The sequence below is a fragment of the Micromonospora humidisoli genome (assembly GCF_016900955.1).
Lineage (GTDB): Bacteria > Actinomycetota > Actinomycetes > Mycobacteriales > Micromonosporaceae > Micromonospora > Micromonospora wenchangensis.
Genome location: NZ_JAFEUO010000006.1, coordinates 414,299 through 437,364, shown reverse-complemented (window position 1 = coordinate 437,364; position 23,066 = coordinate 414,299). Strand labels below are relative to the sequence as shown.

Below are 23,066 nucleotides of genomic sequence, written 5' to 3'. Positions count from 1 at the left end.
CCCGCACCGCGGCTAGTCAGGACAGCTCCCGTACCGCCTCCAGGATCAGCCACAGGCCGCAGATGGCGAAGAGCACCGCCGCGCCGTACCGGATGGTCCGCTCCGGCAGGTGCCGGCCGAGCAGCCGGCCGACCAGGATGGCCAGCGCGTCGGCAGCCACCATGCCCAGCGTCGAGCCGAGCCAGGTGCCGAACCAGCCGTACTTGGTGGCCAGGGTGATGGTGGCGAGCATCGTCTTGTCGCCCAGCTCGGCCAGGAAGAACGCGACACCGACGGCGACGATGGCGGACTTGCCGGTCTTCTCCGCCTTGCGCTTCTCCTCCTCGGTGAGCTTGTCCCCGCGCAGCGTCCAGACGCCGAAGCCGAGGAACGCCAGGCCGGCGACCAGCGAGATCCACCCGGTGGGCAGGGCCGCGTTCAGGCCGACCCCGATCGCCACCGAGGCCAGGTGCACGATCGCGGTGGCGACGGTGATGCCGATCAGCACCGGGACCGTCTTGAAGCGGGTGGCGAACGTGAGCGCCATGAGCTGGGACTTGTCCCCCAGTTCGGCGACGAAGATGACGCCGAAGCTGACGACCAGCGCGACGAGGAAACCGTCCATGAGTAACCTTCCCGATCAGGCCGGGAGGAGGTGACGGGGCGACCTCGACCCGGCTGTGTTGACAGCCCGAGTCGAAGGTCTCGCCCGCCCCACCGTTGGTGGGGCCGCGTGGCCGGGTGCGGAACGCACCAGTGTGTCGACCACGACATTGGGGGCTACTCCCCTTCGCGCGGTCAGCCTAACCGACCGCCCCGACCGGCCGGTGTGCCGGGTGCGTCACGTCACCCCGGAGGGTGCCCATCGACGCCCCGACGCACCGGGCCGGCGGTGTCGTCACCGACGGTCGGGCCCGGTCGGCGGCGGACCGGCCGGCCTGACCGCCGACGGTCAGGCGGCGCGGGCCAGGGTCACCCCGAACAGGCCGGCCGGATCGGTCCAGAACTCCGTCGGCAGGAACCCGGCCGCCGTCAGCTCCGCGCCGATCCCCGCCGGCCGGAACTTCGCCGACACCTCCGTGCGCAGCTCCTCGTCGGCGGCGAAGTCGACGGTCAGGTCGAGCGCGTCGACGCGGACCCGCATCGGGCGTCGGGCCCGTAGCCGCATCTCGATCCACTCCTGCGTCGGGTCCCAGTGGGCGACGTGGGCGAACGCGTCCGGGTCGAAGTCGGCGGCCAACTCCCGGTTGATCACCCGCAGCACGTTGCGGTTGAACTCGGCGGTGACCCCGGCCGCGTCGTCGTACGCCGGGACGATCACCGCCGGGTCCTTGACCAGGTCGGTGCCGATGAGCAGATGGTCGCCCGGCTCCAGGGCGGCGCGCATGGCCGCCAGGAAGTCGGCCCGCTCGGCCGGCACCAGGTTGCCGATGGTGCCGCCCAGGAAGACCACCAACCGGCGGCCACCGGTCGGCAGCCGGTCGAGGTGCCTGGTGAAGTCGCCGACGATGCCGCGTACCCGCAGCTGCGGATAGTCGGTGGCGATCTGCGCGGTGGACTGCCGCAGCGCGCTCACCGACACGTCCAGCGGCACGAAGGTGCCCAGCCCACCGTGCCTGGTGAACGCGTCGAGCAGCAGCCGGGTCTTCTCCGACGAACCGGAGCCCAGCTCGATCAGGGTCTTCGCCCCGGTCGACGCCGCGATGTCGGGTGCCCGGACGGCCAGCACCGTCCGTTCCGCCCTTGTCGGGTAGTACTCCGGCAGCCGGGTGATCTCCTCGAACAACTCGCTGCCCCGGGCGTCGTAGAACCACTTCGGGGGCAGCCACTTGGGGTCGGCGGCCAGCCCGGTCCGCACGTCGGACCGCAGCGCCCGGTCGAGGTCCCGTTCCTGAAGGTAGATCTCCAGCGGTTCCGCGCTCATGTCGTCCTCTCCCTGCATCGCGAAGGTGCTGTTGGGTCGGGTCAATCCAGCTCGCCGACGTGCACGCCGTCCGGTCCCGCCCGGACCCACCGCCGGTCGGGCACCTCCCGCCAGCCGGGCGTGTCGTCCACCGGTTCGGAGGCCAGCAGCGCCGTGCGGTCGTCGGCGCGCACCGACAACGCGTGCCCCCACACGCTCGCCACCACCGACACGCCGTCGGTGAGCAGCAGGTTCAGCCGTGATCCCGGGGCCGCGGCGGCCACCTCCCGGACGGTCGCGGTGACCGCCTCGGTCGGCGACGCGCCGGCCCGCAGCCGGTGCCGCACCAGCGCCCACAGCAGCGCCGAATCGGTCGGCGCGTCGAGGGTGAGCAGGTCCCGCACCGGCAAGCCGCCGGCCGGCCCGAGCACCGCGTCCGGCCAGCCGCGCACCACCCCGTTGTGGCTGAACAGCCACCGTCCCTCGGCGAAGGGCGCGGCGGCGCTCTCCTGCACCGGCATACCGACGGTGCCGGAACGCACCGCCGCCAGCACCGCGCCGGAGCGGGTCACCGCGGCCAGCTCGGGCAGCGTCGGGTCGGACCAGATCGGGCCGGCCCGGCGGTACCGCACCGGGTTCCGGGTGCCGCCGGCGTCGCCAGCGGCCGTCCCGTCGGGATACCAGCCGACGCCGAAGCCGTCGGCGTTGACCGTCCCACCACCACGCATGTCCCGGGGGGCCCAGGACTGCCGGACCAGCGAGTGCGGCGGCTCGTACAGCAGTGACCGCAGGGTCACCGGGGGGCCGAGGTACGCCAGGTGCCGGCACATCAGGCGACACCGCCTCTCACCCGTGGGCCTCCTCGGGGTGGGCGTCACGGGCGCAGCGGAAACCGCTGAAGATCTGCCGCCGGATCGGGTGGTCCCAGTTGCGGAAGGTGCCCCGGCAGGCCGCCCGGTCGGTGCCGAACGAGCCGCCGCGCAGCACCCGGTAGTCGCCGCCGAAGAACACCTCGGAGTACTCCCGGTAGGGGAAGACGGCGAAGCCGGGATGGCCGTGGAAGGGGCTCGCCGTCCACTCCCAGACATCGCCGATCAGCTGGTGTACGCCGAGCGGCGAGGCACCCGCCGGGTAGGCTCCGACCGGCGCCGGCCACAGGTGCCGCTGCCCCAGGTTGGCGTGCTCGGCGGTCGGCTCGTCGTCACCCCACGGCCAGCGCCGGGACCGGCCGGTCGCCGGGTCCCAGCGGGCCGCCTTCTCCCACTCCGCCTCGGTGGGCAGCCGTTTGCCCGCCCACCGCGCGTACGCCTGCGCCTCGTGCCAGCAGACGTGCACCACCGGCTCGTCGTCGCGTACCGGGGCCCACCGGCCGAACCGCTGGTACGCCCAGCCGTCGCCGTCGCGCCGCCAGTGCATCGGCGCGGTCAGCCCGGCCTCGGTGCGGTGCCGCCAGCCGGCCGCGCTCCACCAGCGCGGGTCGTCGTACCCGCCGTCGGCGAGGAACTGCCGGTACGCCCCGTTGGTGACCGGCGCGGCGTCGATGACGTACGCGGGCAGGTCGACGGTGTGCGCCGGACGTTCGTTGTCCAACGCCCACGGGTCGGTCGAGGTGCCCATGGTGAACGGCCCCGCCGGCACCAGCACCTCGGCGGCGACCCGGGCCCGGGGCTCGGGAGGTGGGGGCGCGTCGAGCACCGGTGGCCCGGAGCGCAGTTGGTGGGTGGCGAGCATGGTCTCGTCGTGCTGCTGCTCGTGCTGCACGATCATGCCGAAGACGAAACCGTCGGCGACCAGCGGCCGGTCGGTGAACCGGATCCCGTCGAGCAGGTCGTGCACCTTGTCCCGCACGGTCGCCACGTAGGCCCGCGCCTCGGCCGGGGGCAGCAGCGGCAGGGCGGGGCGGTCCTTGCGGGGCTGTTTGAACGCGTCGTACAGGTCGTCGATGTCGCGGCGTACCGGCTCCCGCCCGCCGACATCGCGGACCAGCCACAGTTCCTCCTGGTTGCCCACGTGAGCGAGGTCCCAGACCAGGGGGGACATCAGCGTCGAGTGCTGCCGGACCAGGTCGTCGTCGTCGACCGCGCCGGTCAGGGCGTCGGTACGGGCCCGGGTCCGGGCCAGTTCGGCGACGATCCGGCTGCGCAGCGGCTCGGCCTGCGCGTCCGGTCGTTCGGTGGTGGTCACCGCTCTCCCCTCTCCGCAGCGGCGATCCGTCGGCGGATCCCGCGGTCGATCTCGTCGTGGGTCTCGGTCGGCAGGTCCGACGTCGACAGCGTCTCCCGGGCCAGGTCGAGCAGGGCCGCGGCGGCTCTGGCCAGGGCCGGGTCGGCCAGCCCCTGCCGGGCGGCGGTGCGCCAGCGGTCGGCCACCGGCGCGGCGATCGTGCGGGCCGCCCGCACCGTCCGGTCGTCGCGCAGCAGCGCGGTCAGCACGGCCAGCGGAAGCGTCCAGTCCCGGCCGGGTTGGGCGTCGAGGTAGCGGACCTCCAGGTAGCCGCGCGGACGCACCGGTGGGAAAAGGGTGCTGACGTGGTAGTCCAGGTCGTCGGTGGTGGGCGGGTCGGGCAGCGCCCCGGCGATCCAGTCGGCGAACGTGACCCCGGGCGGGGGTGTCCAGTCCGGGCCGGCGTGGCGCAGGCAGAGCAGTGGCGCCGCGAGGACGTACTCCGTCCAGGCGGCGACCGGGTCCCGGTCCGGCTGGTGTACCGACCAGACCGGCCCGGTGCGGGCCGGGTCGATGTCCAGCCAGGCGGCCATCCGGGCGGACGCCCATCCGGTGGGCCGGCCGGCGTGCCGGTCGGCGGTGGCGAAGGCGGCCACCAGTGGTGGCCCGATCGCGTGCACCGCCGCCCAGCGCTCGGCCAGGCCGGCGGCCGGGCCGACGTCGAGGCAGACCTGGAGGCCGGCGGTGCTGTACATCATGGTCTGCCCGGCCGGGCCACGCCGGTCGAAGACGCAGCGCATCGCGCGGTAGCGCGGGGTGTCGACCACCGGGCGGGGGGCCCGCCACGGGTCGATGCCGGTCTGCCCGCGCACCAGTCCGGCACGGGCGAGCAGGGCGTCAAGTTCGTCGATGTCGGCCTGGGTGGCCGAGACCAGCGCGGCGACCGAGGATCGCGGCGGGGTGGACACCTCCACCTGGCCGCCCGGCTCGACGGTCACGGTGCTGCCGTGCCGCAGGGGGCGGGCCGGGCCGGTGTCGTCCAGGGTGGGTGGGCTGTGTGGCCCGAGTGCCGCTCGCAGCCGCGCCCGGTCCAGTGGTCGGGCGGGGTCGGCGGCGTCGTGGACGGTCCATTCCAGTTCGACGCCGGTGAGGGTGGGTGGCCCGGTCTTGAAGCAGATGCGGGCCAGATGCCCGGCCGCCCCGGCAACCTCGCCGAGCACGGTCGACCGGTCCAGCCCCGGCGACGTCACCACGAGACGGTTTCCTCCCGACGCAGGGTCCGGCCGTGCCGGCCGGTGGGCACGGCCGCCGTGGGCCCTCCCGTCCTCCATCTTCTGTCTCGGGGGCCGATCCCGCAGACCTGACGGGAAGAAATAATTGTGAAGCCTTTTCGACTAGTTCTTGGGGCCGGGCCCGCCGCCGGTGCCGGCCGGACCGCCGCTGGTGGCGGGTGGACCGGTGGTGGCGTGCGGGCCGCCCGCACCGCCGGGCGCAGCGGACGTTGGGCGCTGCGGGACGAGGGCGCGGCAGTACGCCTCCACCCGGTCGGGCCCACCTGCGGCGGCCACCAGGTCGGCAAAGCCGGGCCTGGTCAACGCCTTCGCCCGCTGCGCGGGCGGCTTGGCCAGGTACGCCCGGCACTGCCCGACCAGCCTGCCGGCGTTCGCCGGCCCGCCCGGAGCGGGCGGGCCGGGTGGCGCGGGTGGGGCCGAGGGGCCGCCGCCGGGCGCGGTGCCGCCGGGCCGCCGCGACGGGGTCTGCCGGGACGGCTCGGACAGGAACGGGGACGGCCGGACCGATCCGGTCCCGGTGACGGACGGGACGGGTCCGGGTGTCCGCTCGGCGGGACGGTCGAGGGCCACGGTGGCGAAGGCCACCCCGGCGGTGGCGGTGGCGGCCAGGCCGGCGATCCAGGCCACCACGCCGGTGGTCAGCCGGGGACGCCGCCGGCCGGCCGGGTCGGGCCCGGGTGCCGGCGCGCCCCGCGCGGCCCGGAACGCCGCCAGCGCCGCCTGCTCACCGGCGAACTCGTCGGGTCGCGCCGGTGCGGCGGCTGCGGCCAGCAACCGGGTGAGCGGATCGTCGGTGGACGGCGCGACCCCGGGCGCGGTCGGGCCGAGCAGCCGCTCGGCCTCGGCCCGGCTCACCCGCCGGCCGGAGCGGGCCGACCGGCGGATGTTCATCCAGTCTCCCCTCATGTCAGCCGTCCGCCGGCTCGGCCCGCGACGCGTGCGGCGTCGGCCGGGGGCGGGGCGGGGTGACCCGCTCGTCGTCGGACGACCGGGGGGCGTCGCCGCGTTCCAGCATCGCGGCCAGCCGGCGCAGCCCCCGGTGGGCGGCGGTGCGGACCGCGCCCGCCCGCCGGCCGAGCACCCGGCCGGCGCTCTCGGCGTCCAGCCCGATCACCGCCCGCAGCAGCACCGCCTCCGCCTCCCGGGGCGGCAGGGTGGCGATCAACGCCAGCGCGGACTCGGTGCCGATCGTCTCGCCGGCCCGCTCGGCGGTGTCGGCGTCGCCGGCCAGGTCGCTGAGGTCCTGGACGGGCACCGGCAGGGACGGGCGACGACGCTGCCGGCGCAGGTGGTCCATGGCCCGGTTCCGGGCAATGGTCACCGCCCAGGCGCGGAACTCCCCGCCGGTGAACCGGGACAGGTCCCGGGCGATCTGCAACCAGGTCTCGGAGGCCACGTCCTCGGCGTCCGGGCCGACGAGCGCGGTGAGGTAGCGCAGCAGGCCCGGCTGGATGCTGCGGTAGAGGACCCGGAACGACTCCTCGTCGCCGGCCTGCGCCGCCGCGACCGCCCCGGACAGGTCGTCGGTCACGGCCGGGCCGCCCCGCCGACCGACCCGGGCCGGCGGTCGGCGGACATGCCGCCACCCCGGCCCGACCAGCGGACCCCTTCGCGCACCTTCAGCCCCCCGCTGCCCCGCTCGCACCCGACACCGGAGGTCGGGTGACCCGTCGGGCACGCCGCCGGGAGAGTACGGCGTCGGGTCTGGGCGCGGTACCGGCACCGGGACGCGCCAGAGGGGGCAACACTAGGAGGCGGAGCGGGGCGCAGGCAAGCGGTCAACGGGGCGGAAAGGGTGAGATAGATCAATCTCGCTGGCGGCGCGTCGGAGTAACACCGATCACCGTCCGGACGCCCACCCGTGACGTCGGTCGGACCGGCCGCGAGGTCACGACGCGCTGCCGGTGACCACCCGTCAGTTGCCGGTGACCGCCCGTCAGATCGGTCCCCGCCGGAACCTGGACGGGTCGTCCCCCGAAAAACCGGAAGGGATATCGGCGTCTGCCGGACGGGAGCACCCTGGGTACGGTATGGGGGTGTTGTCATCCGAGGTCGTGCTCAGCGGTCGCTACCGCCTGGACGAACGTGTCGCCACCGGCGGCATGGGCGATGTGTGGCGGGCCACCGACCTGGTTCTCGGTCGCCAGGTCGCGGTGAAGGTGCTGCTGCCGGCGCTCGTCTCGGACCCCGACTTCATCGCCCGGTTCCGCGCCGAGGCGCGGATCATGGCGGCGCTGCGCCACCCCGGCATCGTGCAGGTCTTCGACTGCGGTGAGGACCGGCTCGCCGACGGCAGCCGGGCCGACTACCTGGTCATGGAGTTCGTCGAGGGCGAACCGCTGTCGCGGCGGATCGAGTCCGCCGGCCACCTGGACGTGGCCGAGACGATGTCGGTCGTCGCCCAGGCCGCCCAGGCCCTGCACGCCGCGCACGCCGGCGGCATCGTCCACCGCGACGTCAAGCCGAGCAACCTGCTGGTGCAGGAGGACGGCACGGTGGTGCTCGTCGACTTCGGCGTCGCCCGCTCCACCAATGTGACGAGCATCACCAGCACGAACGCGGTGCCGGGCACCGCCCTCTACATGGCGCCCGAGCAGGCGTCCGGCCGGCCCGTCTCGGCCGCGACCGACATCTACGCCCTCGGCGCGGTGGCCTACTGCTGCCTGACCGGGCAACCGCCGTTCACCGGGGACAACCCCCTCCAGGTGGCCGTGCGGCACCTCGACGACGAGCCGCCGGAGCTGCCCGCGGACATCCCGGCGGCGGTCCGGGCCCTGGTGGCACGGGCCCTGGAGAAGGACCCGGCGGACCGCTTCGCCACCGGCGCCGCAATGGCCACCGCCGCCCGCGTCGCCGCCGGTGACGACACCGCCGGCACGACCGCGCTGGTGACGCCGCCGTTGCGCGACCCGTCGGGGGCCGACGACGTCCGCGTCGGTGCGGTGGCCGACCAGCGGACCGTGGTCGGCTCGGGGCCGCGGCGGGGCCGGCGGGGCTCACTGGTCGGCGCGCTGGCCGCGGTGCTGGTGGCGTTGACGGCGCTCGGCGCGGCGTTGGGTGCCGCGAAGTCGCTCGACAACGGGGTGCCGAACATCCGCAGCACCGGGCCGGCCGTGGCGCCCACCGAACGGACGGAGGTCCCGGCGCTGGTCGAGGAGACCGGCTCCGACGAGTCACCGCGTCCGCCCCGGCCGACCAACCAGTACGAGAAGCCGTCCCCGTCGGTCTCGGTCAGCCCGACGCCGCTGCCGGACGGCTCGTCCCCGCCGCTGCCGACGAAGTCCGCGACACCCGCCCCGACGGACCCGGTCACCAGCGAGCCCGCCCCGTCGGACCCGCCCACCACCGGGCCGCCCGGAAGCGACCCGACGGCGACCCCGACCGAGGCGGGCGGCGGGGGCGGCACCAACCAGGTGCCCCCCGGTGTCTGACCGGTCGTCGCGGGACACCCGGAACACCCAGGACCCAGGAACACCAAAACGGACGTAGATCGCCATATCCCCATCTAGGCTCCCTGCAAGGACACGCTTGCAGGGAGCACCGGGTGAACGCACAGAAGCTGGTCGTCATCGGTCAGGGATACGTCGGACTGCCGTTGGCCATGCGCGCCGTCGAGGCCGGGCTGGACGTGGTCGGGTTGGACGTGGACGCCGACCGGGTCAAGCGGCTCGCCTCCGGCGAGTCCTTCGTCGAGGACATTCCGGCCGACCGGCTGGGCCGGGCCCTGGCCAGTGGGCGGTACCGGCCGAGCACCGAGTACCCGGACGCCGAGGGCTTCGACATCTGCGTGATCACCGTACCCACCCCGCTACGCGACGGGGTCCCCGATCTGAGCTTCGTCGAGCAGGCCGGCACCGCCGTCGGCCCGTACGTCCGGCCCGGCTGCACGGTGGTGCTGGAGTCGACCACCTACCCGGGGACCACCGAGGACCTGCTCCGGCCGCTGCTGGAGGCGGCGAGCGGGCTGCGTAGCCCTGGTGACTTCCACCTCGGTTACAGCCCGGAGCGGATCGACCCGGGCAACCCGACGTGGCGGCTGGAGAACACCCCGAAGGTGGTGTCCGGGGTGGACGCGGCGTCGCTGGAGCGGGTGGACGGCTTCTACCGGCGGCTGGTCGAGCGGACCGTGCCGGTGGACTCCACCCGGGTGGCCGAGCTGACCAAGCTGATCGAGAACACCTTCCGCCAGGTCAACATCGCGTTGATCAACGAGCTGGCGATGGCCTCCCACCAGCTGGGCATCGACGCCTGGCAGGCCATCGAGGCCGCCTCGTCCAAGCCGTTCGGGTTCATGCCGTTCCGGCCCGGCCCGGGGGTCGGTGGGCACTGCCTGCCGATCGACCCGTGCTACCTGTCCTGGCAGGTCAAGCGCACCCTGGGCCGGCCCTTCCGGTTCATCGAGCTGGCCGACGACATCAACCACCAGATGCCCGAGCACGTGGCCCAGCGGGTGATGGCCGGGTTGAACCGGATCGGCCGGCCGGTCAACGGCGCCCGGCTGCTGCTGCTCGGGCTGGCGTACAAGAAGAACACGGGTGACATGCGCGACTCGCCGGCGGTCGACGTGGCCCGCCGGTTGCAGGCGCTCGGCGCGGACGTGCACGCGGTGGAGCCGTACGCCGAGCCGCAGCACATCCCGGGCGGGGTGGTGGTGGTCGACCTGACCGCGCGGGAGGTCGCGGCGGCCGACGCGGTGGTCCTGGTGACCGACCACGACAGCTTCGACTACGACCTGGTCACCCGGCACGCCCGGTACGTCTTCGACACCCGGGACCGGTGCCGGGGCGCGATGGTGGAACGGCTCTGACCGTCGCCCCGCCGACCGACGGGGCGACGGCCGGCGGTCACTGCCCGCCGAGTGCCTCGACCACCGGGCGGGCCAGGGCACGCCGGGCCGGCAGCACCGAGGCGGCCAGCGCGGCGAGCACCGCCACGGCGAGGATCAGCCCGAGCCGGCCCCAGGGCAGCACCAGCGTGAAGCCGCCACCGAGGCGGGCCACGAAGGCCACCGCGCCGGCGCTGACCGCGACCCCCAGCGCGGTGCCGAGCACCGCCCCGACCAGGGCGGTCAGCACCGCCTCCAGGGCCAGCAGCAGCCGCATCCGCCTTCGGGACAGCCCCACGGCGCGCAGCACGGCGTGTTCCCGGGTGCGTTCCACCACCGAGAGGCTGAGCGTGTTCGCGACGCCGACCAGGGCGATCACCACGGCCAGGCCGAGCAGCGCGGTGACGAAGGCGAGCAGCATGTCCACCGTGCCGGTGAGCATCCTCTTGTAGGCCGCCTGGTCCATCAGGTTCACCGTCGGGTACCGGGCGGCCACCGCCTCGATGGCGGCGCGGGCCCGTTCGGCGGGCACCCCGTCGGCCGGTTCGACCTCGGCCAGTTGGCCGCGTTCGTTCGGGTAGAGCGCGGTGAAGTCGCTGTCGGCCAGGTCGACCACGTGCCCGGCGGGCACCCCCTGCGACGTCGGGCCGTCGGCGGCGACCACGGCGGCCACCCGGAACGGACGCCCGGCGAAGGTGACCGTCGACCCCACCCGCCAGCCCCGGGCGGCGGCCAGCTCGCGGTGCACCAGCACCGACCCCGGCCCCAGGTCCGCGACGTCCCCGGCGTCGACCGCGTCGAGGGTACGCCGGGCCAGCGCCGGGTGGGCCGAGCGCAGCTCGACACCGTCGACGACCCGGTTGCGGTGCTCGTGCACCACTCCCACCTCGGGTCGGGCGGCCAGCTCAGCGGCGAGCGGGGCGGGCAGCTCGACACCGACGCCGGTGACCACGAAGTCGACGCCGACGCGGGCGTCGACCGCCCGCTCGATGCCCACCTTGACGCTGCCCGCGCCGACCACGAACGCCGAGACCAGCCCGATGCCGATCACCAGGGCGGTGGCGGTCGCCGACACCCGGCGCGGGTTGCGGCCCGCGTTGGCCACGGCGAGCGCCGCGGTGGCCCCGAACACCTGCCGCAACGGCCTGCCGAACAGCCGGACCAGCACCGGCACCAGCAGCGGACCGAACAGGACGATCCCGAAGAAGGACAGCACCCCGCCCACGGCGACCAGGACGATCTGCCCGACGGCGGCGGCCCCGGCCAGCGCGGCGATGCCGGCCAGGCCGACCAGCGCGCCGAGGGTCAGCCGGACCCGCCCGACGCCCCGGGCCGGCTGCCCGGCGGCGGCGGTGAGGGCGGCCACCGGCGGCACCCGGGTGCCCTGCCAGGCGGGCAGCAGCGCGGACCCGACGGTGACCAGGGTGCCGAGCAGCAGGCTGAGCCCGACCGTCCGGCCGGTCACCGTCAGGCCGGCGACGGTCAGCGGCAGGTCGAGCCGGGGGACCAGGACCGCCGCCCCGGCGGCGAGCCCGGCCCCGAGCCCGATCCCGAGGGCCGAGCCGGCCAGTCCGAGCACCGCCGCCTCCAGCACGGCGGCCCCGAAGACCTGCCCCCGCCGGGCCCCCACCAGCCGCAGCAGCGCGGTCCGCCGGGTCCGCTGGGCGAGCACGATGGCGAAGGTGTTGGCGATGACGAACCCGGCCACCACCACCGCCACCCCGGCGAAGATGAGCAGTACCAGGCGGAACTGGTCGAGGTCGCGCACCCCGTCCTCGACGGCCTCGTCGAGGATGCGCTGCCGCGACTTGACCGTGGCGTCCCCGCCGACCACGGCGGCCACCCGGTCGGCCAGGGCCGGCCCGGCGGTCCCCGGGGCGGCGGCCACCATGATCCGGTCGTAGCCCGGTCTCCCGCCGACGGCCAGCGCGTCCGCGCCGACCAGCCCGACGAACGGGCCGCCGACGTCACGCGTGCTGTCGGCCACGTCGACCGTGCCGACCAGGGTGTACGGGCGGGCCGCGCCGGTCGCGCCGCCGACGCCGACCGGGCTACCGAGGGTGAACCCCTGCGCGGCGACCGTGGGCGCGTCGAGGACCACCTCGCCGGGGCGGTCGGGCAGCCGGCCGGCGACCACGTCGTAGGAGCGCAACGCGGGTCCGGTGGGGATCGCGGCGAGCAACCCGACGCCGAGCACCGGCCGGCCGTCGACGCCGACCACCCCGACCAGGGCGGTCAGTTCCCCGGCGGCCTCGGCCACCCCGTCGACCGTGCGCACCCGGTCGACCAGGGACGGCGGCAGGGTGGCCCGGTCGGGGTAGACGCCCAGGTCGGTGTGCCTGTCGAAGGCGCCGGCCCGCGCGTACGCCCCGGCCTGCATGCCGTCGGTGAGCATGAGCGTGCCGGCGACGAAGGCGACGCCGAGCACGATCGCCACCGAGGAGAGCAGCAGGCGCAGCGCGTCGGCGCGCAGCGTACGCAGGGTCAGCCGCCACATGCCGGTCACCGCCCCCACCGGCGGCGGCCGGCCCGGGAAGCTGCGGGACGGCGGGGTGGGCGGGGCGCGGCAAGGACGGACATGGGGACTCCCGGTCGGCGTGGTACGGGTCTCCTCCGACGCTAGGCAGCGCCCCGGCGGCCCGCGTCCACCCGCACGCGCGACCCGGCTGCGCCACAGGTCGACCCCGACCGGGGTGACCCGTACGACCCAGGTCGTACCCGGCCTCAGCCGCCCGGGGTGACCAGGCCGCTCTCGTACGCCAGCACCACCACCTGGACCCGGTCACGGAGCTGGAGCTTGGCCAGGATCCGCCCGACGTGGGTCTTCACGGTCGCCTCGGCGACGTGCACCCGGGCGGCGATCTCGGCGTTGGCCAGCCCCTGCGCGACCAGCAGCAGGATCTCCCGTTCCCGGTCGGTGAGCTGGGCCAGTCGCGGGTCCTGCGCGGGTGCCGGGCCGAGCCGGTCGGCGAACCGGTCGAGCAGCCGACGGGTGATCGACGGGGCGACCACCGAGTCGCCCTCGGCGACCACCCGGATGGCCGCCAGCAGTTCCTCCGGCGGCACGTTCTTGAGCAGGAACCCGCTGGCCCCGGCGCGCAGCGCGGCGAACGCGTCCGCCTCGGTGTCGAACGTGGTGAGAACCAGCACCCGGGGCCGGCCGTCGGTGGAGGCGGCACAGATCCGGCGGGTCGCCTCCACCCCGTCCATGGTCGGCATCCGCAGGTCCATCACCACCACGTCGGCCTCGACCCGGCCCAGCACCCGCAGCGCGTCCGCCCCGTCGATCGCCTCGCCGACCACGGCCAGGTCGGGTTGGGAGTCGAGCACCATCCGGAAGCCGGCCCGGACCAGCGCCTGGTCGTCCACGATCACCACTCGTACGGTCATGCCGCGATCACCTCCGCCTCCGGGGTCGACGGTAGCGGCAGCCGTACCTCGACCTGCCACCCGCCACCGGTTCGGGGGCCGGCGGTGAGGCGGCCGTCGTACACGCCGACCCGCTCGCGCATGCCGACCAGGCCGTGCCCGCCGGAGGGGGCCGGCCGGGCCGGTGGCCGGCCACGCCCGTCGTCGGTCACCCGGACCACCAGCCCGTCGTCGACGCCGAGCAGGACCGTGGCGTGCGCGCCGACCCCGGCGTGCTTGAGGGTGTTGGTCAGGGCCTCCTGCACCACCCGGTAGACGGTCAGGTCGAGCCCGGGTGGCAGGGCGGCCGGCACCTCCTCGGCCCGGTAGCCGACGCTGAGGCCGGCGTCGCGGAACCGGCCCACCAACGCGGGCAGTTCGGCGACGGTGGCGCGGCGGCGTTCCGGTTCGGTGCCGGGGGTGTCCGCGCCGGGGCCGGTCGTCGACTCCGGCGGGTCGGGCTCGCGCAGCACGTCGACGAGCCGGCGCATCTCCTCCAGGGCCTGTCGGCCGGTGTCGGCCACCACCTTGACCGCGTTCCTGGCGGTGTCCGGGTCCCGGTCGAACATCAGCCGGGCCCCGTCGGCCTGCACGATCATCACCGCCATGCTGTGCGCCACCACGTCATGCAGCTCGCGGGCGATCCGGGCGCGTTCCCCGACCACCGCCGCGCGGGCCTCGGCCTCGCGTTCCCGTTCCAGGGTGGCCGCCCGCTCCTCCAGGCTGAGCACGTAGAGGCGGCGGGTGCGGACGTTCAGCGCGGCCAGCCACACCCCGCCGGTGATCAGGCCGAAGTAGATCGCCGGGCCCCACCAGGCGACGGCGGTCCGGGCCTGCGAGGCGGCCAGCAGCACCCCGACGGCGGCGACGACCCCGGCCAGCATGCCGTCGCGCAGCCGGTCGGCGTACTTGACCACGCTGTAGAGGGCGATGAGCACGGCGACGTCGTAGGCCAGCGGCCCCCAGCCCGCGACCACCTGGATCAACGCCAGCCCGGCGACGACCGTCGCGACCAGCGACGGGTGGCCGCGCCGGAACAGCAGGGCCACCGCCATGCCCAGGCCGACCAGCGCGGACGGCCAGCCCCCTGGTTGGGCCGACAGGCCGGGCTGGGCCGCCGCCGTGACCAGTGTGAAGAGCACCACCAGCGCGCTGACGCAGACGTCGAAGGCGACGCTGCGCAGCGGGCGACCGAAGAGGGTACGGCTCACGGTGACCGAGCGTAGTGCCCCGTTCGGGGTCGATGCGGGCCCGTGGGTCGACCGGGGCTCAGACCAGCTCGCGCAGCCGGGCGATCTCGACGGTCTGTTCGGTCGCCACCGCGTTGGCGAACTCGTTGAGCTGCTGGTCGACGCCGGCGGAGAGCAGCTGGGTGGCCATTTCCACCGCGCCGGTGTGGTGGGCGGTCATCAGGCGTACGAAGAGCCGGTCGAAGGTGGCGCCGCGGGCGTCGGTGAGCTGCCGGATCGCCTCGGGGGTCTGCATGCCCGGCATCAGGCCGTGGTCGTGGCCGGGCTCCCCGGCGGCCAGGCCCCGGGCGTCGAGCCAGCCGCGCAGCAGCCCGATCTCGGGCGCCTGGGTGCCCCGGATCCGGGCGGCGATCGCCTTGACCTGGGCACTGGCGGCCCGGTCGGGGGCCAGCTCGGCCATCTGGAGGGCCTGTTGGTGATGCGGGATCATCATCCGCACGAACCAGACGTCGGGGGTGTTGTACCGGGGTGTGCCGGGGGCGCGGACCTCCTGGGCGGGCCGGGTCGCGGCGGGTTCCCCCGGCCGGCCGGGCACGATCACCGCGGGGGCGTCGGTCGGCCCGGCCGTGGTCGACGTCGTCGTGGGGGTGGCCGCCGTCGGGGTCGGCGGGCCGTCGGGGCGCAGCGCCAGCCCGACCGGCACCGCGACGGCGGCGGCGACTGTGACGGCGAGCAGGATGCGTCCACGTCGGCCGGTCATGCGCCTCCCTCTCCGGTCGAGGTCGTCGCGATCGTATCCATTCACTGCGGCTGATTGATGTGACGCAGTTCACATCAACTCTCATCACTGGCCGGTAAGGTGCCTGATACGTATCTCCCCCTTTCGAAGGGTTCCGCCGATGATCAGGTTCTCCCTGCCCCGGCCACGGCACCTGAAGATCGTCAGCGTGGTCGCCGCCGGCCTGCTGGTGGCGAGCGTCGCCACCAGCCCGGCGGGCAACGCCGCACCCGCCACCGCGACGCCGGGCGGGACGCCGACAGCCCCGGGCCTCGCCGTCGACGAGATCTCCAGCAGCCCCAACCTGCGCCAGGTCGCCAACCTGCCCAAACAGGCGCCGTTCGACACCACCAGCGCGTTCGGCACCGACATGGCCTTCCAGGGCCGGTACGCCTTCGTCGGCAACTACAACGGCTTCGTCGTCTACGACATCGCCCGGCCCGACGCCCCGAAGATCGTGTCGCAGGTGCTCTGCCCCGGCTCGCAGAACGACATTTCCGTCTACGGTGACCTGCTCTTCGTGTCCACCGACTCGTCCCGCACCGACGACTCGTGCGCCAGCGCGAGCCAACCGGCGACGGTGAAGGAGTCCTGGGAGGGCATCAAGGTCTTCGACATCAGCGACAAGGCCAACCCGCGCTACATCAAGTCGGTGGAGACCGCCTGCGGCTCGCACACCCACACCCTCGTCCCCGGCAAGGACCGCAGGACCGTCTACCTGTACGTGTCGTCGTACAGCCCCCGGGCGGACTTCCCCGACTGCCAGCCACCGCACGACTCCATCTCGATCGTCAAGGTCCCGGTGCACAAGCCCACCGACGCGGCCGTGGTCGCCACCCCGAACCTCTTCCCCGACGGCGGCTACGAGGGCATCCCCGGGCAGACCTCGGCCACCACCGGCTGCCACGACATCACCGCCTACCCGACCAAGGACCTGGCCGCCGGCGCCTGCATGGGTGACGGCGTCCTGCTGGACATCCGCGACCGCGAGGCGCCCCGGGTGATCAACCGGGTCCGGGACACCGTCAACTTCGCGTTCTGGCACTCGGCGACGTTCAACAACGCCGGGACCAAGGTGGTGTTCACCGACGAACTCGGCGGCGGCGGCGCGGCTACCTGCAACGAGATCGTCGGCCCGAACCGGGGCGCGGACGCCGTCTACGACATCACCGGCCGGGGCGACGCCCGCACGATGGTCTTCCGCAGCTACTACAAGATCCCCCGGACCAACGCCGACACCGAGAACTGCGTGGCCCACAACGGCTCGCTGATCCCCGTGCTCGGCAAGGACGTCATGGTGCAGGCCTGGTACCAGGGCGGGGTCTCGGTCTGGGACTTCACCGACTCGACCCGGCCGAAGGAGATCGGCTTCTGGGAGCGCGGGCCGCTGTCGGACACCCAGCTCAGTACAGGTGGCGCCTGGTCGACGTACTACTACAACGGGTACATCTACTCCAGCGACATCCAGAAGGGCCTGGACGTGCTCAAGCTCAGCGACTGGCGGACCTGGACGGCCGACCTGGTCCGGGTGCCCGAGCTGAACGTGCAGACCCAGGCCGGCTACCTGAGCTGGTAGCCGGCACCACAACGACGGACGGCCCGGCCCCCGCGCGTCGGGGGGCCGGACCGTCCGTCCTGCGAGGGGTCAGCTGATCGGCAACCGGTAGCGGCGTTCCTGCCCCCCACCGGCCACGGTGACCAGCCGGACCTCACCGTCACGCAGCCCGTACGTCACCGACCAGCGGGTGTGGCCCTGCCGGACCTGGTCCAGCAGCCGCAGCGCCGCCGCCGGGTCGACCCGGCCGTCGGCCGCGTCCAGCGCCGCCGCGAGGACGCCGTAGCGGTGGTCACGGCGACGCTGCTGCTCGGGTACGTCGACCACCGGCACGTTGGTCAGCGCCTGCCACCGCCCCTGCCCCCGCTGCACCCGCATCGTCCCGTCGACGAACTCGACCACCGCCGACCGGCCGCCCGCGTCGGCGAGCAGGTAGTGCAGCGGCGGCCCGCCGTCGAAGTCGAGGTTGTGCCGGCCGAACAGCGCCACCGCCTCGTCCACCGTGGCCGCCCGGTCCAGCACCAGCCGCAGGATGCGCACCGACCCGACGGTGGGCCGGCCGGGCACCGGCTTCGCCGTCGCGGTGTCGTCGGCGGCCAGGCCGACGGCCAGCCCCCGCTCGTTCATCCCGTCGAAGGGCAGCAGCGGCGCGTCGAGCAGCCGGCGGTCGCCGGTCGGGTCCGGGCCCACCCCCAGGTAGGACAGGTCGACCAGGGAGACCGAGGCGTACCCCTCGGGGGGATCGGTGCGCAGCACCATCGCCGGGTTGGCGTCCCAGTCGAAGTTGCGGGCGAACAACGGCCGGGCCGGGTCACCGGAGGCGGCGAACAGGGAGCAGCCGAACGGGCCGGTGTCCGGCCGGGCGTCGGTGCCCACCGTCGGGTCGTAGCCGCCGACGTAGGTCATCTCGTAGAGCGGCAGGTCGTCGACCTTGCGCAGGCTGTCCAGCGTCCGGCGGGCCTGCTCCGGGTCCTGCCGGGAGGCGAGCGGCGGGCTCGCCGACGCCGGGCCGGTCGGGGTGGCCCGATCCGTCGGGGTGGCCGAGGCACAGCCGGCGGCGACGAGCGACAGGGCCAGTCCGGCCCCCAGCAGCATCCTGCGCATATCTCCTGAACGCTAGGGCAGCGGTGCCGGGATGTCCACCGTGGCGGTAACCGCGGACGTCGATGCCGGGCCGGTCGGTACGGGGGTCCCGGCGGGCAGTTGCGGCCAACCGGCCGCGCCGCCGGGCCGGCTGTGCGAGGATCGTGCGCCGTGACACCTGCCGGCGGGACACCGCCCGTACCGACCGAGCGGCCCCGCAGGTTGCGGCTGCACCCGCTGGACCAGGTGGCGATCGGGCTGGCCCTGCTGGGGCTCGGCGCGGTGGTCACCGGCCTGCTCCCCCGGGCCGACGCCGAGGCCACCCTGCACCGCATCCTGCCGCTGCTGCTCTTCCTCGGCGCGGTGGTGGTGCTCGCCGAACTGACCGCCGTCGCCGGGGTGTTCGACGTGCTGGCCAGCCGGCTGGCGATCACCGCCCGGGGCAGCTTCGCCGCCCTGTTCCTGCTCTGCGTCGGGTTCGCCTCGCTCACCACCATCGCCCTCAACCTGGACACCACCGCGGTGCTGCTCACCCCGGTGATGATCGCGCTGGCCCGGAGGTTGGACGTCGCCCCGGGTCCGCTGGCGATGACCACCGTCTGGCTGGCCAACACCGCCAGCCTGCTGCTGCCCGTGTCGAACCTGACCAACCTGCTCGCCGCCGACCGGATCGCGCTGGCCCCGGCGGCGTACGCGGCCCGGATGGCGTTGCCGCAGGTCGCGGCGATCGGAGTGACCATGGCCGGGTTGTGGCTGTGGTACTGGCGGCGGGGGCGGCGCGACGTCGACCGGTTCACCCCTCCCCCGCCGCACCGGGTGGCCGACCGGCTGCTGTTCGGCACGGCGGTCGCCGGCTGTCTGCTGCTCGTCGCCGGCATCCTGGTCGGGGTGGAGATCGGCGTGGCCGCCGCCGTCGCCGCCGGGCTGGTGGTGGCCGGCTTCGCGGTCCGGTCCCGGCGGACCCTGCGCCCGGCGCTGCTGCCCTGGCGGCTGCTGGTCTTCGTGACCGGCCTGTTCCTGGTGGTGCAGACCCTCGGCCGGCACGGGCTGGACGACCTGGTGTCCGTGCTGCTCGGGGACGCCGGGGGCACGGCGGGGGCGCTGCGCGCCGGGGGCACCGGGGCGTTGCTGGCCAACCTGGTCAACAACCTGCCCGCCTACCTGGCCGGGGAGGCGGTGCTCCCGACCGGTGACGAGACCCGGCTGTTGGCGTTGCTGATCGGCACCAACGTGGGCCCGCTGGCGGTGCCGTGGGCGTCGCTGGCGACCCTGCTGTGGTTCGAGCGGTGCCGGGCCGCCGGGGTGGCCGTGCCGCTGGGCCGGTTCGTGGCGACCAGCGCGGTGGTCGCGGTCCTCGGTACCCTCGCCGCGGTGCTCGCCCTGCTGGTCGCCGGCTGACCCGCTGGCGGGGTCGTCAGATCCCCATCTCGGCCTCGTACGCCGAGCGCAGCCGGGCGCGGGCGGACGGGGCCAGGCAGACGTGCCAGGCGGGTCCCTCGTCGATGACGTTCAGTTCACCGGCGGCCTGCCGGGCCAGCAGGATCTCGGCCAGCACGTCCCGCGCGCCGAACCGGTCGTACCAGGCCAGTTCCACGTCCACCGCCCAACCGAGGCAGTGACCGCTGGGCAGCATGGCCGGCCGGCCGAGCCGGCGCAGCCGGTACTGGTGTTCGGTGCTGTGGGCCAGGCTGGTCACCCACAGCGGTGGGGTCTGCGCCGGGGCGGACCGGGCAAACTCCCGGGACAGGTCGTTGAGGAGCGCGACGACCTCCCGGCGGGTCCGGCGGAACGCCACTCCGACGGTCGGCGGGGCGGCCTCCGGCCGCAGCCGGCCCCGGAGGGCGCGCACGCCCCGACCCAGGACGCCGGCCGGCTGTTCCCGGTAGCGGAAGCCGAGCAGACCCCGGCGGCGCAGCCATTCCAGGTCGATCAGGTCGGGGTGCGTGTCGACCTGCTCGTCGGTCGCCAGGACGGTGGTGTCCCGCCACCACATCAGGTCGATGCGGGAGAGCAGGTAGATCCGGACCAGCGCGGTCAGGTCGGGGCCGGCGTCGGGCCGGTCGGGCTGGTGCCGGGCCAGTTCCAGCAGGAGGGTCTCCCGGGCGCCCAGCACCCCCTGCCCGGTGGCGTCGAGCACGTCGGCGATGGCTGGCTCGCGCAGCCGCTCGTCGAGCAGCACCTGACGGGCGGCGGTGCCGGCGGTGCCGGCGAGCGCGCCGACCTCGACCAGCAGTTCGGCGACCGCCTGCCGGTACGCGTCGAGGTCGGGGGCGGCCGGCCGCACGCACCGGGTCGGGGTGGGCGTCCGCCGGGCCGGGGCGGGCGGGGTGACGCCGGGTTGGGGGCCGGGGCTTCGGCTGGGCACGCGCATGGTCGGTCCTCTCCCGGTGCGACACGGTGCGGATGAACCTGAGGGCACCGTAACCGTGGTGAACCGGTGGAGACCGAGCATTCCTCCCATGACCCCCAAAGGGCGACACGTGCCGGCGGTGTCGCCAGGTCCCACACCGGCCGGGGCCGGTGGCCGACCGCGACCGGGCCGCCCGCCGACGCGCGACGGACGGCCCGGGGCGGACGGGTCAGCGCAGCGTGCAGGCCGTCCCGTTCACGGCGAACCCGGTCGGGGTCGCGTTCGTGCCGGTGTAGGAGGCGTTGAAGCCGAGGTTGACCGAGCCGTTCGGCGCGACCGCGCCGTTGTAGCTCTCGTTGGTCACCGTGACCTCGCTGCCGCTCTGGCTGAACCGGCCCGACCAGCCCTGGCTGATCTGCTGGTTACCGGTGAACCGGAAGGTCAACCGCCACGACGACCAGGCCGCCGCGCCGGTGTTGGTCAGCGTGACGCTGCCGGTGAAGCCGGTGCTCCAACTGTTCGCCGAGTAGGTCACCGCGCACCCGCCACCCGCGGGCGGGGTGGTGGTCGGCGGGGGCGTGGTGGTGGGCGGGGGCGTGGTGGTCGGCGGGGGCGGCGTGGTGGTCGGCGGCGGCGTCACCGTGGGGGTCGGCGTCGGGTCCGGACCGGTGCCGGTGCCGGCCTGTTCGGCCGCCCAGTGCACCAGCCACGCCAGCGCCGAGTTCCAGTTGATCGCCACCTCGTTGACCGAGTACGCCCCGATGTCGTCGACGTAGCACTTCTGCGGCTTGCAGCCACCGAGCTGGGCCTGCACGACCGGGTCCTGCAACTCGCTGTTCGGTCCGCCGGAGAGCGAGCCGGGCGGCGCGGTGGGCAGCGAGCCGTCGTTCTGGTTGGCCCAGAACCGGTGGTGCACGTTGCGCACCGGCTTGTCCCCGTAGCCGGCCACGTAGGACTGGTTGAGCGGGTTACGGCCGAGCAGGTAGTCGTAGGCGGCGAAGGCACCGTTGCGGTACTTCGTGGTGCGGGTCAGGTCGTAGGCCACGGCGAGCGCGTTGGCGTTGTTGGCGACCGCGCCGTTGGAACCCCAGTAGTACGTGCCGTTGCCGCTGCCCGGCGCCGGATAGCCCTGGTTGGCGATCTGGGCGAGCATCCGGTCGGCGAAGGAGACGATCGCCGCCCGGATCGCGCTCACGTCGCCGCTGGCCAGGCCGGTCGGCACCAGCGCCAGGGTGGTGTCACCCAGCCCGGCCGTCCAGCTCCAGTCGTACGCGCCCCGGGTGAAGCTCGTGCCCCGGGCGTGCGGGGAGCTGCTGAGGTCGTTGCGGTAGCCGGTGGTGCCGGTGGTGGCGTACAGCTCCGCCGCCGCCCAGTAGAACTCGTCGGTGACGGTGTTGTCCTCGTACGCGCCGCCGCCGGTGTTGTCGGTGGCGGGGGCGAGCCGGTTCGGGTTGGCCTTCGCCGCGGCGTACGCCTTCTCGGCGGCGGCCAGGGCCCGGGAGGCGAACGCGGCGTCGAACGGGCGCCACAGCCGGGACGCCTGGGCGGCCACGGCGGCCATGTTGAGCGTGGCGGCGGTGCTCACCGGGGAGAGCAGCCGCGCCTCGCTGTCCAGCTCGGGGCGGGTGGGCAGAGCGGTCCAGTTCTGGTCGTGGATCTTGTGGTGCACCATGCCGGCGTTGGTCCGGCCGTCCGGCACCTGCATCTTGAGCAGGAACTCCAGCTCCCAGCGGGCCTCGTCGAGCACGTCCGGCACCCCGTTGGACCGCTCGGGGATGGCCAGCGTGCCGTCGGCGACGGCCGACTTGTCGGCCCCGGCGACGTGCAGGGTCCGCTCGTAGATGTTCTGCAGCTGCCAGGTGGCCAGGCCACCGTTCACCACGTACTTGCCCTGGTCACCGGCGTCGTACCAGCCACCGCGCACGTCCAGGGTGTAACCGCAGGAGGTGCGGCAGGGCACGTTGTTGTCCCCCCGGTTGGGGGCGACGTTGACGTGCCCGGCCGGGCGGGCGTAGCGGGAACCGACGTACTGGGCGTCGATCGGGGTGCCGCTGCGCTGGTGGTAGAAGAACGCCAGCGAGTCCCCGCGCAGCCGGCGTACCGCGTCGGCAGAGATGTCGAACGGGTAGCTGTTGCTCCCGCCGACCGACAGCACGTAGCCGGTGCCGGGGGTGTCGTAGGCCGAGAAGTCCGCGATGTGCACCGGGTCGCCGGAGAGCGCGTCGGTGCCCCGTACCGTGGTCTGCCCGGAGGCGACCGTGGCGCCGCCGGCGTTGCGCAGCGTCCAGCCGAGCGGGGAGTTCGCGGAGTTCACGACGGTCGCCTGCTTGGGCAGCCCTGGCACGTAGGCGACCTGGTTGACCTTGACCGGTGAGCCGGGGTCGGGGGCGGCTGAGGCGAGCTGCGGCACGGCCGCGAGCCCGCCGAGGGCGAGCAAGGCGGCAGCCGCGAGCGCGACCGGACGCCGTCGGGAATGCTGGGGCATGGGGCCTCTTCCGGTGGGGATGGCAGTGACCATCCGACCGGACCGACGCAGCATT

Annotated in this window: 18 protein-coding genes; 4 read left to right on the top strand and 14 right to left on the bottom strand. The window is 74.5% G+C overall.

All coding sequences use genetic code 11. The features are described 5' to 3' along the window. Positions 1-16: 16 nt before the first annotated feature. From JQN84_RS23455 to JQN84_RS23425, 7 genes are all read right to left on the bottom strand, one after another. The gene (locus JQN84_RS23455) at positions 17-604 is read right to left on the bottom strand and encodes a TMEM165/GDT1 family protein (protein ID WP_204960667.1); all 588 of its coding nucleotides are present in this window, start codon (positions 602-604) and stop codon (positions 17-19) included. A gap of 327 nt (positions 605-931) precedes the next feature. Continuing rightward, entirely contained in the window at positions 932-1,903 is a 972-nt protein-coding gene (egtD, locus tag JQN84_RS23450) for an L-histidine N(alpha)-methyltransferase (protein ID WP_204960666.1), read from the bottom strand. 41 nt (positions 1,904-1,944) lie between these two features. Continuing rightward, a complete protein-coding gene (egtC, locus tag JQN84_RS23445; protein WP_204960665.1) occupies positions 1,945-2,712 on the bottom strand; it encodes an ergothioneine biosynthesis protein EgtC in 768 nt (255 codons plus the stop codon). A gap of 16 nt (positions 2,713-2,728) precedes the next feature. Beyond that, on the bottom strand, positions 2,729-4,066 hold the full coding sequence (gene egtB / locus JQN84_RS23440; protein WP_204960664.1) for an ergothioneine biosynthesis protein EgtB: 1,338 nt from the start codon (positions 4,064-4,066) through the stop codon (positions 2,729-2,731). Next, a complete protein-coding gene (gene egtA, locus JQN84_RS23435) occupies positions 4,063-5,298 on the bottom strand; it encodes an ergothioneine biosynthesis glutamate--cysteine ligase EgtA (RefSeq protein WP_204960663.1) in 1,236 nt (411 codons plus the stop codon). Before egtA ends, egtB begins: the two co-directional genes overlap by 4 nt. Positions 5,299-5,439: 141 nt before the next feature. After that, positions 5,440-6,228: a hypothetical protein gene (locus tag JQN84_RS23430; RefSeq protein WP_204960662.1), complete on the bottom strand. Its 789-nt coding sequence runs from the start codon at positions 6,226-6,228 to the stop codon at positions 5,440-5,442. A gap of 16 nt (positions 6,229-6,244) precedes the next feature. Further along, positions 6,245-6,868 carry an RNA polymerase sigma factor gene (locus tag JQN84_RS23425; RefSeq protein WP_204960661.1) on the bottom strand — a complete coding sequence of 208 codons (624 nt, stop codon included), beginning with the start codon at positions 6,866-6,868 and terminating at the stop codon, positions 6,245-6,247. Positions 6,869-7,367: 499 nt separating this feature from the next. Here JQN84_RS23425 and JQN84_RS23420 point away from each other — a divergent pair, with 499 nt between their 5' ends. Both JQN84_RS23420 and JQN84_RS23415 read left to right on the top strand, forming a co-directional pair. Continuing rightward, entirely contained in the window at positions 7,368-8,768 is a 1,401-nt protein-coding gene (locus JQN84_RS23420) for a serine/threonine-protein kinase (RefSeq protein ID WP_204960660.1), read from the top strand. 113 nt (positions 8,769-8,881) lie between these two features. Further along, entirely contained in the window at positions 8,882-10,144 is a 1,263-nt protein-coding gene (locus JQN84_RS23415) for a nucleotide sugar dehydrogenase (protein ID WP_204960659.1), read from the top strand. A gap of 37 nt (positions 10,145-10,181) precedes the next feature. Here the strand turns inward: JQN84_RS23415 and JQN84_RS23410 are convergent, their stop codons facing one another. From JQN84_RS23410 to JQN84_RS23395, 4 genes are all read right to left on the bottom strand, one after another. Next, entirely contained in the window at positions 10,182-12,659 is a 2,478-nt protein-coding gene (locus JQN84_RS23410; protein WP_204960771.1) for an FtsX-like permease family protein, read from the bottom strand. A gap of 227 nt (positions 12,660-12,886) precedes the next feature. Then, positions 12,887-13,552, bottom strand: a complete 666-nt coding sequence (locus JQN84_RS23405) for a response regulator (protein WP_204960658.1) — start codon at positions 13,550-13,552, stop codon at positions 12,887-12,889. Then, on the bottom strand, positions 13,549-14,781 hold the full coding sequence (locus tag JQN84_RS23400; RefSeq protein ID WP_204960657.1) for a sensor histidine kinase: 1,233 nt from the start codon (positions 14,779-14,781) through the stop codon (positions 13,549-13,551). The genes JQN84_RS23405 and JQN84_RS23400 overlap by 4 nt, the downstream gene beginning before the upstream one ends. Before the next feature lie 58 nt (positions 14,782-14,839). After that, positions 14,840-15,520 carry a DUF305 domain-containing protein gene (locus JQN84_RS23395; RefSeq protein ID WP_204960656.1) on the bottom strand — a complete coding sequence of 227 codons (681 nt, stop codon included), beginning with the start codon at positions 15,518-15,520 and terminating at the stop codon, positions 14,840-14,842. 139 nt (positions 15,521-15,659) lie between these two features. Between JQN84_RS23395 and JQN84_RS23390 the strand changes: the two genes are divergently transcribed. After that, positions 15,660-17,114: an LVIVD repeat-containing protein gene (locus JQN84_RS23390; RefSeq protein WP_204960655.1), complete on the top strand. Its 1,455-nt coding sequence runs from the start codon at positions 15,660-15,662 to the stop codon at positions 17,112-17,114. A gap of 69 nt (positions 17,115-17,183) precedes the next feature. On the opposite strand, the gene JQN84_RS23385 is transcribed toward JQN84_RS23390, so the two are convergent. Next, complete coding sequence (locus JQN84_RS23385) at positions 17,184-18,197, bottom strand: linear amide C-N hydrolase (protein ID WP_204960654.1); 1,014 nt, start codon at positions 18,195-18,197, stop codon at positions 17,184-17,186. A 150-nt stretch (positions 18,198-18,347) separates the two neighbouring features. On the opposite strand from JQN84_RS23385, the gene JQN84_RS23380 reads away from it, so the two are divergent. Beyond that, on the top strand, positions 18,348-19,574 hold the full coding sequence (locus JQN84_RS23380) for an SLC13 family permease (RefSeq protein ID WP_281897199.1): 1,227 nt from the start codon (positions 18,348-18,350) through the stop codon (positions 19,572-19,574). Positions 19,575-19,590: 16 nt separating this feature from the next. Here JQN84_RS23380 and JQN84_RS23375 read toward each other — a convergent pair whose 3' ends face one another. Together JQN84_RS23375 and JQN84_RS23370 are read right to left on the bottom strand one after the other, a co-directional pair. Continuing rightward, the gene (locus JQN84_RS23375) at positions 19,591-20,547 is read right to left on the bottom strand and encodes a hypothetical protein (protein WP_204960653.1); all 957 of its coding nucleotides are present in this window, start codon (positions 20,545-20,547) and stop codon (positions 19,591-19,593) included. Positions 20,548-20,755: 208 nt separating this feature from the next. Further along, entirely contained in the window at positions 20,756-23,011 is a 2,256-nt protein-coding gene (locus JQN84_RS23370; RefSeq protein ID WP_204960652.1) for a glycoside hydrolase family 9 protein, read from the bottom strand. Positions 23,012-23,066 lie beyond the last annotated feature (55 nt).